We start from the raw sequence: 12,689 nt of genomic DNA, 5'->3' as shown, positions 1-12,689 counted from the left end.
TCAAAAAATACATTCATTAATGTGAGGATATATTCGACTTTGTCTATTAAACCGTCATATTTGGCAGGGAAATAACATGATGAAGCAATATCCCATCATTTTAAGATGGGATATTGCGTCACTGATTATTGATTCGTGCCAGCGAATAGAGAGCGTAAAAAGGCCGCTTTTTTCTGGCTATCTGGCATCGCCAAAATGTGATCGTAAAAACTCATTGTAATACGGCAAGTGACGGCCGGTTGCTGCTTAGCTTTTTCTAAATCCCCTAGTAATGAGGTTTTCTTACCATATTTTGCAGTTAATTTAGCCTGAATATTCGTCAGAATTGTGTTTTTTTCTTCATTCGACAATGTCGGCTGTTTAACGCCAGCTTCACTGGAAATCAGTAATTCATTGGTTGCCTCTAATTGTTTAAGGAGGACCGAATGACTTTTTTGTGGTGGCATAATCGCCGCTGAATCACGCAAATATGGGAACAGTGAATAGAAACAGGTTTTTCCTGACGGGTCTGCTTCCAACAGCACATTTAAATAATCGTTCACTTTGCTGGTAAAATTAATGATGGATTCATCCGAAGCATAAGGGATACGTTCAGTCACGAGCTTCATGACACTACCCACTATCTGATCAAACATATGTCGGCTCAGTAGTTCATTAGAAGGATCGTAATCACGAACAATATTTTCTATGGCTTGATAAACATCAGGATTGATTTTTTTTATCGTTTTAATAACCGGCATATCTTTTTCGATATCAGATAATGCCTCTATCTGAGCAACGCTTAATGGTGCCTCTAAAGAGCTTGATTGAACTTCAGCCTCTGCTTGTGTTGATAATGTATTGTTATCTTTGCCCAACCAATAAAAACCGAGTGCAAACGCGATAAAAATAACAACAACAATCAGTGCTGTTTTACGTGAATTATTTGTCTCCAAGAGCCTATACCTTTATAACAATGCCTGACTAATAAATCGCCTCAACTGACTTATCCTAAATAAGCACTTACGATCAAGCCATTTGATTTTTAATGTATTCTACCCTGTTACAAAGTCATTAAGCTATAGGAAAAAGGGAAATTAAAAATCCAAATATATTGCCCCCAATGCGCGGGTCGCATTGAGGGCATTTTAGGCTAAAGAATCATTACTTCTCTTGCACGCCTTCAACTGAAATTAACAACTCAACTTCTTGAGATTTAGGACCTAAGTCTGATTTGATGTTAAAATCTTTCAGTTTAATATTCCCTTGTGCTTCAAAACCAGCACGGTATCCACCCCAAGGGTCTTTACCTTCACCCATCAATTTAGCATCTAAAGTGATAGGTTTAGTGACACCATTGAGTGTGAAATCACCTGTAATTTTGTAATTTTCACCCTCTTTTTTCACGTCAGTAGAGACAAATTTCGCTTCTGGGTACTTCGCCGCATTCAAGAAATCGCCACTACGTAGGTGCTTATCACGTTCAGCATGGTTAGTATCGATGCTACCCGTTTTAATTGTCACCTCGACTTTGTCTTTTGCAGGATCTTTTGCATCGTAGGTAAAGCTACCATCAAAGTCTTTAAAGCTGCCATAAACCCAGCTATAACCCAAATGTTGGATACGGAATTCGATAAATGCGTGTTGACCTTGCTTATCAAATTTATAGGTTTCAGCTAATGCAGAACCTGCTGTTAAAAATAATGCTCCAGTTGCCAGACCAAGAACCGTTTTCTTAAACATATCTTTCTCCACGTTTATTTATCGGGATTAAAACCCAACATTCTTTTTAAAGTAATATCACCATCAAAGAAGTGATGTTTAAATGCTGCAAAGGCATGTAAAAGTGATAGCAAAACAACTGCCCAAGCAAGATAAAGATGAATATCCCCTGCTGTATCTGCTTGTGTTGCTGCACCAGTAAATAAAGCGGGTACTTCAAACCAACCAAAAACACTGATGGGTTGGCCATCAGCAGTTGAGATTAAATAACCACTGATCAAAATACTAAATAAAATCACATAAATTAATATTTGTGCGATCGCTGAACTTATTTTGGTTAAACGACTATAACTCTCAAGCGGTTTAGGTGACGGAGAAATAAACCGCCAAATCACACGAAATGCCATAACAATAAATAATAAAATACCTATACTTTTATGAATTTCGGGTGCTTGATGATACCAACTATCATAGTAACCAAGGGTCACCATCCATAAACCCAGTGCGAACATTCCATATACAACAATCGCAACTAACCAATGTATGAGCAGTGATATATGCCCATAACGAGTGGCACTATTTTTCCATTGCATGATAAATAGCCTTATAAATTAAAAGGTAATCATTTGTTTTAATAACCTGCCGTAATCATAAGGGGATTTTTAAATTATTCCTATCCCTAACTTAAACAAATATTTTGTTGAACATATTCAAATACTATCAACATTATCGTTTTTTCAATAAATTTCAATTTGTCTAGTGCCAATCATTTAATGTAAATAAAATTATCTTCAGTTTATGTAAATAAAAGAAACCATTTATTTTTATTACTCTTATTGCAACTATAATTTTCGTTATAACTTATATAAAAAAAATATAACCTAATTTTGTATTCTGTCTAATAAATCGTTGTCATTGTCCATAAAACACTTAAATTAAATGTGCTTGTTAGCCACTATCTTCCCTCTCATTATTCTACCGATATAGGGTGGTCATACTATGTACAAACTTTGGATTGCTAATAAAAATTACTCTTCGTGGTCACTACGCCCTTGGGTTTTGCTCAAAACGCTCGGTATCCCTTTCGATGAAAACCTCTGTTATTTTGAAACTGGTAGAGGGAAAAGTAGCCACGATAAGTTTAAAAATTTCTCGCCCACTGGTCTTGTTCCTTGCTTAGTCGATGGGAAGCAAACGATCTGGGATTCGCTGGCGATTTGTGAGTATCTCTATGAAGCGTTCCCTCAAGTATGGCCTGCTGATAAACAAGCACGTGCATGGGCTCGCTGCGCTAGTGCAGAAATGCACTCTGGATTCACGGCGCTTCGCCAAACATGCCCGATGAATCTGACTCACCAAGCTCCATTAGAAAAACTTTCTCGAGAATTACAAGCCGACCTTAATCGGCTTCAACAGTTATGGCAAGAAGGCTTTACGACCTTTGGTGGACCATGGCTAGCAGGGAATCAATTTACGGCGGTGGATGCTTTTTACGCCCCTGTCGCCTTTAGGATCCGTAGTTATCAACTCCCTATGAGTAATGCCGCTCAACAATGGGTTGACCGCATGCTAGCGTTACCGGCAATGCAGGAATGGTATCGAGCAGGGCTTGAAGAGCCAAGCGTTGAACATATCTAATACGATTGGGCTGTTTGCAGCCCAACTTAACCGATTGTTTATAAAAAAATCATCTGTACGAGCATCAAAACTAATTTTTGTTCAATATGGCTAAATCGCCCGCAAATATCGGTTGTAACACCATCAATTACAGGTTTTCATCCCATGGATCTGCTGTCATGACATCGCCATTCGGCGTATGAAGCGTGACTTTTTCGTTTTTAAACCATTCTGCCAAAGAGAAACCACCTTTTGGTGTCTCAACATGTATATCAATGCGGCATAAAGGCGTATTCGCTTTAATGGCAAACTCCGCAAAGTCTTCTTTTTTGTGGCGTGTAGGGCAACGGATCAAAACATCCAAATCACAATCTGCGAGCATACTTTGAATATCGGTCACTAATGTATAGGCACAGCTCCCTGTCACCGCCCATTTCCATGGCCAATTATGCTGTGAAAGTAATAATAATACTTGTACTGGCGGTAATGCGATAAACATAGAGCGCTGTAATTCTCGTGAGTTAGAAACGAGAGACTCTACATTCATAATATGAGTAATTGCTGACTTATCTATTTGAGTAATAACACGCTGTCCCGGTTTGATCCCTCGAATACCCACTGAAAGTTTATTTTCATCCGTTGCTTCTCGGCGCACGACCAATGGCAATTGCTTATTCCATTGAGAAATAACCCATTCCGGCAGTGATTCCACGGGTAAATCATCAAGGCTGCTGATCCAGACAAAATCATGGGGATTCACTTGCATTACAGATTCCTTATTTTAATTCTAATGACATGCTCTTAGATTATTATGCAATTTTTAGATGGCAAAAAATACCGTTAGATGGAATTTGGCATTTTGTGTCTATTTTCATTCTAATTGATTGAGTACAGACCTTTGGCTGATATTTATGATAGTATAAATTTACTTTAATAAATAATAACTTACACCGCAATTTGTGAGCATCTTTTTATGAGGAAAATACCAGCGATTAATGACGGTCTTATGTTTAGTGGCTGTATGCTATTAAGTGCAGCAGTTGCTTTCGCCATTATGGATGTGCAAGCTTCTATGTGGGCCGCTTTCTCAACACTATATGCCTTTAACCTTTTTAACGCCGCTAAAGAGTATAAAAACTATTTCTATACGGCTTTTTGGTTAGCCATGATCATGCTCGCCATTTTTATTGGGGATACCTTACGGTTAGGCACCAGCTTTTATGTTTACCTAGCTATTTTCTCTTTTATTTATTATCAACTCTATGGAACCGATCCCGTTATGGATTTGACGATGAAATTTATGATTATCATGTCAACCATTGGAACGGTTCTACCGGATATATCAAAGAGCCTTGCACTGGGTTTTTTAATTGGGAGCAGCGTCACCCTAATGACCTGTTACCTGCTAAGTAAGAAGATGCATCGCCATATTATCCTTACTGGTAGCCTCGTCGAACAAAATTTATTTACGCTACGCAAATACATTATTCCTCGGTCGATGACTTATGCTATTGGTTTATCACTTTCGTTAGCGATCCCTCGGATGTTGGAGCTCGGCCATTTTTATTGGACGCTACTGACATTTGTGTTTGTTCTACATCCAAAATCACAAAGTATTATTCATATAACGCTACAACGTGTTGCGGGTAGTTTGCTCTCGGTTATTTTACTTTATTTTTTATTCAATACCCCTTTGATGCCTTATATTGGTCTTACCGCTATTGTGGTTTTTGCCTTTTTAATGCCGATGAGTTTCCATCATGGTTATACTTTTATGACCTTTATCGTGACAAGTTTGATCCTTTCCGTGCTTGAACAGGTCATCTATTGGCGACACCCTGCCTATGTACTGCTATTTGATAGGGTATTGGAAACGGCATTAGGTGGCGTTATTGCCATTATCACAAGTATCATCTTAAAACTGTTTAGGGATGCCAAATAACAACCTGTCTAGCTAAGATGCCCTGAGTGTTCAGGGCGTTTCCATTATTTCCCCCGAAAACTGCGCGTAATGTTCAGTAAATGGTTAAGGGAATACCACTATACTTCTCCACATTGAGATATACTCAAATAGAGCGATGTAGGAAATCTGATCCAATTGCAGCTATAAAATTTAACTATAGCTTAATGTTATTAATAACTTGCGGGGAAAATGATGAAAATATCGATTATTGGAGCGACGGGTTTCGTCGGCAAGGTTCTCGTGAATGAAGCCTTATTTCGCCAACATCAAGTGACAGCCATTTCTCGCCATAGTAACCAACTACAGCAACATGCTCATTTAGTCACCGCTTCAGGGGATGTTACTGATATTGCTTGGCTAACAGCACGCCTTAAAGGGCAGGATATTGTAATCAGTGCTTTTAATGGCGGTTGGCAAAACCCAAACCTATATCAAGATACAGTGACAGGCAATCAGGCTATTTTACAGGCCGTCAAACAGTCTGGCGTTAAACGCTTTATTGTCGTAGGGGGTGCTGGGAGTCTTGAAATCGCTCCTGGATTAGAATTAATCGATTCCCCTGACTTCCCTGCTGAAATCAAACCGGGAGCGCAAGCGGTCAGAGAGTTCAAACAACAACTGCAAAACACCCCCGAGCTAGATTGGACATTTGTCTCTCCTGCCGCGGTGTTAGAATCAGGTGAGCGCACACAAACATTTCGGCTTGCAGGCAACCAATTATTGATGAACGGTAACGTTCCTGCCAAAATTTCAGTTGAAGATCTTGCGGTTGCCATTCTTGATGAAGCAGAAAAGCCGCAATTTATTCGCAAACAATTTACAGCTGCTTATTAAAAAGCAGGGTTTGCTCCTGACTCACATCACGAGGAGCAAACCTAAACTTATTTGGTTATAAGCCAAATTTCTTTTTCAGCTTATCCAGTAACTGTTGCTGAAAATGTTCAAACTCCGCTCTTGGTTGCTGTAACCTAATAAAATCCAATAAGGGGTCAGCCACTTCGGTACGTACACCGCTCATCTCTTCTATAACAGCAAGTCCACAGAAAGGCACATACGCCTCTGAATATCCACCTTCATGAACGATAACTAACTTACCGTCACACAAGCTATCCGCGGCATTCATCACAAGACGAGTCATGTCACGAAAACTCTCACTATGCAGTTGCATTCTGGCTAATGGGTCCATAGCATTCGCATCATAACCACTCGCCACAATAATCAATTCAGGCTTAAAACGTGCCAATGCAGGGATCACTATCTGCTCCATCGCATAGATGTAACTGTTGTGCCCTGCTCCCGCGAGTAGCGGAATATTTATGTTATACCCTGTACCATCTCCACCACCAATATCATCTTCCCCACTGTACCCAGGAGGAAAACAACCATCTTGGTGTATTGAAATGGTTAAAACATCTGAGCGATCCCAAAAAATATGTTGAGTTCCATTGCCATGGTGAACATCCCAATCAATGACAGCGATACGCTCAATATTAAATAGTGTCTTAGCGCGTTCGATCGCTAATGGGATATTCGCAAGGAAACAAAATCCCATCGATTCATCCGGTAAACAGTGGTGACCCGGCGGGCGTGAAAGACTATAAGCATTGTCCAATTCGCCTTTGAGTACTGCCTCTACAGCAGCACAAGCCAATCCTACAGATAATTTAGCAATCTCATAGCTTCCAGGGCCTAATGGTGCTTCTTTGCCCAACAGCCCTCCCCCATTATCACTCACTTGTTTAAAACGGGTTAAATATTCTTGAGGATGTATTTTAAGTAATGTCTCTTCAGTTGCAGGCTCAGCGGAAGATAAAATCAGAGAGCGGCTTAAACCAGAAACATCCATTAGGCTTTTCAGCCGCCTTTTCGTTTCCGGTGATTCCGCATGTGAAGCTCCAGCGGGAGGCTGTACCCAGCCGCCAACGGGTAACGTTGTGGCATGTAAGCCAGTACTATGCCAAAAACAATGTTCATCGAAGAAAAAACCTGTTTTACGCTTCATTGACACCTCACTCATCATGTTTTTTGTTTACACAAAATTAACACAATGGAAACATACGAACAGATTAATATATTAATAATGTGACTGATATTACAATTCAATTTTTCACATTTATACTGTTTATTATTGGCAATAATGGCCTCGTAAACTTATTAATATCGTAATAAACAAAAAAGCCGGTAATAAATTACCGGCAAACAATAGATAACAGATTTTGGTTTGGTTTTGGTACGTACTCTACAACCTCGGCTGTTTCTCACTAATTCAAGAAACAACCGTCTGTGAGTATTAATAACTACTTTTCATCACGATGTTTAGCGGCATACGTTTCACTATTGATCCAACTATGGTCTTTTTCCCACGTAAAGAGCCACTTACGTGTCGGGCCAGCCATTACATTTAAGTAATAGTTATCGTAACCCGCCATTGTTGCCATTGGATGGTAGCCTTTAGGCACCATGACGACGTCCTTATTATATACCGCCATGCACTCGTCTAATTCACGGTCATCCGTGTAAACACGCTGCATACAAAAACCCTGAGATGGATTCAGACGGTGGTAATAGGTTTCTTCCAAATAAGTTTCTGCGGGTTCATTATCGGTATCATGCTTGTGACTTGGGTAAGAGCTTGTGCACCCTTCATCAGTAAAGACTTCAACCACCAGTAAGCTATCTGCTGATTTATTATCAGGTAGAATGTTATGAACATAACGCTTGTTATTACCATGGCCACGCTGCTCAGCATCAATGTCTTCTGGCCCTATCAAGCGTGTCGGATACGTGCCTTTACCTTTTGCTTGGCATACTGCTAGCTCTAGCGCCGTTTCTGCTTTCACCTCAACCGCTTCTTGTGCTGTCACATAAACTGCATACGGTTTTTTGCGCTCAAAAGGATCCATACGGTCGCCGATATTTTCGAATGTTTGCCCCGGCGTTTTCACCGTTGCTTTACCTGCAACCAACACTAGACAAACTTCATTCTCAGATGCCGGCAAGGAAATAGATTCACCTTGTTTGAGTTCATACACATCAAAGTGCACATATCCCCAGTTGGCGATTTCAGGCGTAATATGCTGAGTACGCTTATGCGCATCTGGAGAATGATACTTTGATAATAATTTAGACATATCGCTTACCTCGGCCTCTAAAAAATACTTTAAGCTGTGGAAGCTCAGTTACCCGAATCATCGATATCACTCGACTCATCGGGCTAACTTCACTCTTCAATTATTAGCAACTCAAATAATTGAGATTTGCTATCCATGGTCATTTAGATAAGACCTGCATCTTTCGCGAATTTATGCAGATTCTTATAGCCCATTGTCGCATAAGTCAGCGGATGAGCGATGGCAGGATCTTGCTCCGCTTCAACCACTAACCAGCCATTTTCATACTGGCTATTTTTCAATACTTTAAATACCGCTGGATAATCAACACAACCATCACCAGGAACCGTAAAGACACCCGCTAAAACAGCATTTAAGAAGCTGGTTTTACGGTTTTTCACGTCTTTTAGCACATCAGGGCGAATATCTTTACAGTGAACGTGGTTGATGCGTTTAGCCCAACGTTTCGCAACCTCGACAGGATCTGCTCCGGCAAACGTTAAGTGGCCTGTATCAAGCAGTAAACCAACTTCATCACCGGTGTGTTTCATCAGGTTATCAACATCTTCCGCTGATTCGATCACGGTTCCCATATGATGGTGATACGCGATTTGTACGCCTTGAGATAAGGTATATTTAGCGAATTCGGTTAATTTTTTACCGTATTCTTCCCATTTATCCGCAGGGAACAAAGGACGCATATGGACAGGTTTGTCTTGGTCGCCATGAATACAGTGAGTGACTTCCGCGAACACCATCACTTTTGCACCCAAATCGCGTAATAACGCTAAGTGGCCTTGCACTGCTTCAATTTCTTCTTCTACGCTGCGAGTCAGTAGTTCGCCTGAATACCAACCTGAAACTAATTTAAGATCATGCTTTTCTAAAATTGGCCCTAAAATTTCGGCTTTACGTGGAAATTTATTGCCTAATTCAAAACCGGCAAACCCCGCCTGACGACCTTCAGTTAAACATGTTTCTAAAGGCGTTTCTGCGCCCAATGTTGGTAAATCATCATTGGTCCATGTCAAAGGGTTAATTCCGAGTTGGATTGCCATGATGAAGCTCCTGTGTATAGGTAAGAGTAAAATTATTTACGCTGACGCCATAAGGCGATCAGGTTGTGATAATTAGATTTAATGGTCTGCACTAACGCGTCATCATCCAGTTCACCTTTCATCCATGCGAGAGAAGGTTTACCAAATAAGGTGCGACCTACTGCAAACCCTTTTACAATCGATTTCCCAGCAGCAGCATTGAAACCCGCTTCTAGCTCTGATTGTGGCGCATCAAGACCCAGTAACACGACACCACGGCAGTAAGGGTCTCGCTCTTGGATCAATCTATCCACTTCATCCCAATTCTCGGCTTTCAATGGCGGCAGTTTCCACCAATCTGGCTTGATACCAAGGTTATAGAAGCGTTTGATGGCTCTGAGGTATAGTTCGTCATTACGTTCCATATCAGCCGGTAGAATAACTTCAAGCAGTAGTTCATGGCCGGATTGGCAACAAGCGCTATAGACCTCTTGTACCGTTTTTTCCTGCTCAAGGCGTAGTGGATGGTTATCTTCTGGGTGGAAGAAAACTAAGCACTTCACAATATGCTCTTTTGGCCAACTGACTAGCTGTGAGCCAATATTACCGTGCTCTAAACACAGTGGTCTTGAAGCCGGTAGTTCAATTGGACGCCCAATCCACCAACCACGTCCCGTCACATCATTTAGCACGTCTTGACCAAATGTACTGTCACACAGTAGCCCCGCTTTACCTTGTAAGTTTGCTTCCTCCGCGACTTCACGGCTGGCACGGAAAATCAATTTTTTCAGATAAGGAATACATGAAACATCAGCTCCCGCCGCGCGAGCCATATCAACGAACTGAATTCGATGATCAAAAGCCATGACACACAGCTCTTCCCACTGTGTTGCACGAGTCGTAACACGATGTAAGTGATTTAACATCGGATCTAAGTCAGGGCGCGGTACAACCGCCGCACGCTCAAGATAGTTATCTAACTCAAGCTGACTTGGCATCGCTGGTGCACAGCCATGACGAGAAACCACCAGCGCGCCACACGCATTGGCATAAGTACAAGCTTTTTCCCAACCTTCTCCATTGAGATAACCGCGAAGTAAGCCCGACATAAAGGCGTCACCTGCTCCCAATACATTCAGGACTTCAACCCGTACCCCTTTGACAGTAATACCTTCATCCAAGGTGTCTGGGATTGCATCAGTAAATACTGAGCATCCAAGTGCACCTCGTTTACACACCAGTTCAGCGCCGGTCAATTGACGAATATTTTTTAGTGCTTGAATGGTGTCGGTAGAGCCACCTGCAATATGGAACTCTTCTTCTGTTCCGACAATCAGATCAAATAACGATAAAACCTCTTGCAGTTGTTCTGTCACTTTGTCCGATTCAATAAAGCGGGTTTCACCATCCCCTAATGAAGTGAGTCCCCAAAGTACTGGACGGTAATCGATATCAATCGCCGTTTTCACCCCGTTGCGTTTCGCGTATTCTAGGGCTTTTAACACTGCTGCTCGGGTTTTAGGGTGTGATAAATGGGTGCCTGTAATCGCCAGACAACGTGCCGATGCAATGTACTCTTCACTAAAGTCATCTGGCGTGATAGCCATATCTGCACAGTTTTCACGGTAGAAGATCAGAGGGAAAGTATCTTCATCTTTGATCCCCAAGATCACTAACCCAGTTAATCGCTCTTTATCCGTAATTAGATGGCTAGTATCACAACCTACCCGCTGTAATTCTTCACGGATAAAACGTCCCATGTGCTCATCACCAACACGCGCCAACATTGATGACTTCAAGCCTTGTACTGCTGTTCCGTACGCAACGTTCCCTGAAGATCCTCCGAGATACTTAGCAAAGCTACTCATATCTTCTAAGCGTGCACCTATCTGCTGTCCGTAAAGGTCAACGGCGATACGGCCCATGCAGATAACATCTAACTTCTTCTGCTTATCCATTAATTACCCCTTGAACAGAATTAATTGATTTCAGTGACTTTAACCCAACGCTGTTCTTCATAAGAACGTGCGATAGCATCGAGAATACGCGACACTTTCCAGCCCTCTTCAAAATCAGGCCACATATTTTCACCGGTCGCGACACCATCAATTAAATCGCGGACTTCAACTGTTTTTTGGTCATTAAACCCAATACCATGCCCTGCGCCATTACAGAAAGGTGCATAGTCAGGATGCTCTGGACCAACTAAAATTGTTTTAAAACCTTGGCGATTGGAAGGCTCATCATGGCGGTATAGTTTTAGCTCAGCCATTCTCTCTTGGGTGAAGGATAAAGTCCCTTTAGTACCCGTAACCACATAGGTTAACCCCATTTTACGCCCTGCCGCGATCCGTGAAGTTTCGATAACACCCATCGCTCCACTCGCAAAACGTACCATGGCATGGGCCTGATCTTCGTTTTCTACATCGACCATCACTGACGAGCCGGCCTTTTCTGGACGCTGCTTGATGACAATTTCCATATCACCGCATACCGTTTCAATATCACCGACTAAGAATTGCGCCATGTTGACAATATGGGCTGACAAATCACCTAGAGCACCTAAACCGGCTTTTTCTTTAAAGCAGTGCCAATGGATTGGTGCATTAGGATCTGCCATATAATCTTCATTATGAGTGCCGTAGAAATGAATAACTTCTCCAATCTCACCATTAGCGATGATCTCTTTTGCCAATTGTGCCGTTGGGTTTTTCATGTAATTAAAACCCACTAAGGTTTTCACACCAGCTTTCTCAGCGGCAGCCACCATCTCTTTCGCATCGTCAGAGTTGAGGGCTAATGGTTTTTCGCAATAAACATGTTTGCCATGCTTAATTGCTTCCATCGCCATCTCTTTGTGCAAAAAGTTTGGTGAACAAATATCGACCACATCAATGTTTGGGTCCGCAACTAATTTTCGCCAATCATCCGTTGAGCGATTAAAGCCCAACTCTTTAGCACGTGCTTCGGCTAATTCAGGCGTGACTTCCGCGATCATTTCGCGAACCAATTTGCCTTTTAATGGGAAAACAGTCGGCGCTTGCGCATAAGCTATTGCGTGAGCACGACCAATATAGCCAGTACCAATCAGACCAATGCGGATTTCTTTCATTCTGTATTCTCCCTTCGTGCAACTCATCATGTGTAGCGCAAGCTAGCCCGATGTCTGTGCCTGATGTTTTTATTTGATACTGACTTTATACGGAATATTTATTTCATTTTCAACAAAACGAGAAATATTAATTTCATTATGTGATCTAG

General features: G+C 41.6%; 12 protein-coding genes. 3 read left to right on the top strand and 9 right to left on the bottom strand.

Features of this window, described 5'->3' with window-relative positions; translation table 11 throughout:
* Nucleotides 1–125: 125 nt before the first annotated feature.
* From I3B46_RS06405 to I3B46_RS06395, 3 genes are all read right to left on the bottom strand, one after another.
* Complete coding sequence (locus I3B46_RS06405; protein ID WP_004922055.1) at nt 126–935, bottom strand: hypothetical protein; 810 nt, start codon at nt 933–935, stop codon at nt 126–128.
* 208 nt (nt 936–1,143) lie between these two features.
* Complete coding sequence (locus tag I3B46_RS06400; protein ID WP_014656434.1) at nt 1,144–1,722, bottom strand: YceI family protein; 579 nt, start codon at nt 1,720–1,722, stop codon at nt 1,144–1,146.
* 14 nt (nt 1,723–1,736) lie between these two features.
* Nucleotides 1,737–2,294: a cytochrome b gene (locus I3B46_RS06395; RefSeq protein ID WP_004922061.1), complete on the bottom strand. Its 558-nt coding sequence runs from the start codon at nt 2,292–2,294 to the stop codon at nt 1,737–1,739.
* A gap of 406 nt (nt 2,295–2,700) precedes the next feature.
* Here I3B46_RS06395 and I3B46_RS06390 point away from each other — a divergent pair, with 406 nt between their 5' ends.
* Complete coding sequence (locus I3B46_RS06390; protein ID WP_014656435.1) at nt 2,701–3,339, top strand: glutathione S-transferase family protein; 639 nt, start codon at nt 2,701–2,703, stop codon at nt 3,337–3,339.
* 127 nt (nt 3,340–3,466) lie between these two features.
* Here the strand turns inward: I3B46_RS06390 and I3B46_RS06385 are convergent, their stop codons facing one another.
* Nucleotides 3,467–4,084, bottom strand: a complete 618-nt coding sequence (locus tag I3B46_RS06385; RefSeq protein WP_004922067.1) for a malonate decarboxylase holo-ACP synthase — start codon at nt 4,082–4,084, stop codon at nt 3,467–3,469.
* 207 nt (nt 4,085–4,291) lie between these two features.
* On the opposite strand from I3B46_RS06385, the gene I3B46_RS06380 reads away from it, so the two are divergent.
* Nucleotides 4,292–5,260, top strand: coding sequence for an FUSC family protein (locus I3B46_RS06380; RefSeq protein ID WP_004922072.1), 969 nt, complete (start codon nt 4,292–4,294; stop codon nt 5,258–5,260).
* Between the two features lie 213 nt (nt 5,261–5,473).
* Entirely contained in the window at nt 5,474–6,115 is a 642-nt protein-coding gene (locus I3B46_RS06375; RefSeq protein ID WP_036941222.1) for an NAD(P)-dependent oxidoreductase, read from the top strand.
* A gap of 55 nt (nt 6,116–6,170) precedes the next feature.
* Here the strand turns inward: I3B46_RS06375 and I3B46_RS06370 are convergent, their stop codons facing one another.
* From I3B46_RS06370 to I3B46_RS06350, 5 genes are all read right to left on the bottom strand, one after another.
* Nucleotides 6,171–7,283 carry a class II histone deacetylase gene (locus I3B46_RS06370; RefSeq protein WP_014656437.1) on the bottom strand — a complete coding sequence of 371 codons (1,113 nt, stop codon included), beginning with the start codon at nt 7,281–7,283 and terminating at the stop codon, nt 6,171–6,173.
* 295 nt (nt 7,284–7,578) lie between these two features.
* Nucleotides 7,579–8,412: a 5-deoxy-glucuronate isomerase gene (gene iolB / locus I3B46_RS06365; protein WP_004922083.1), complete on the bottom strand. Its 834-nt coding sequence runs from the start codon at nt 8,410–8,412 to the stop codon at nt 7,579–7,581.
* Between the two features lie 143 nt (nt 8,413–8,555).
* Nucleotides 8,556–9,449 (bottom strand): myo-inosose-2 dehydratase, encoded by an 894-nt coding sequence (gene iolE / locus I3B46_RS06360; protein WP_004922086.1) that lies wholly within the window; start codon nt 9,447–9,449, stop codon nt 8,556–8,558.
* 32 nt (nt 9,450–9,481) lie between these two features.
* Nucleotides 9,482–11,386, bottom strand: coding sequence for a bifunctional 5-dehydro-2-deoxygluconokinase/5-dehydro-2-deoxyphosphogluconate aldolase (locus I3B46_RS06355; protein WP_036941225.1), 1,905 nt, complete (start codon nt 11,384–11,386; stop codon nt 9,482–9,484).
* 20 nt (nt 11,387–11,406) lie between these two features.
* Nucleotides 11,407–12,540, bottom strand: coding sequence for a Gfo/Idh/MocA family protein (locus I3B46_RS06350; RefSeq protein ID WP_014656438.1), 1,134 nt, complete (start codon nt 12,538–12,540; stop codon nt 11,407–11,409).
* Nucleotides 12,541–12,689: the final 149 nt, after the last annotated feature.

It is taken from the genome of Providencia sp. 2.29, assembly GCF_015832305.1.
GTDB classification, from domain to species: Bacteria; Pseudomonadota; Gammaproteobacteria; order Enterobacterales; family Enterobacteriaceae; genus Providencia; species Providencia stuartii.
Note: the sequence above shows the minus strand (reverse complement) of the source record. Positions and strands in the feature narration are given on the sequence as shown.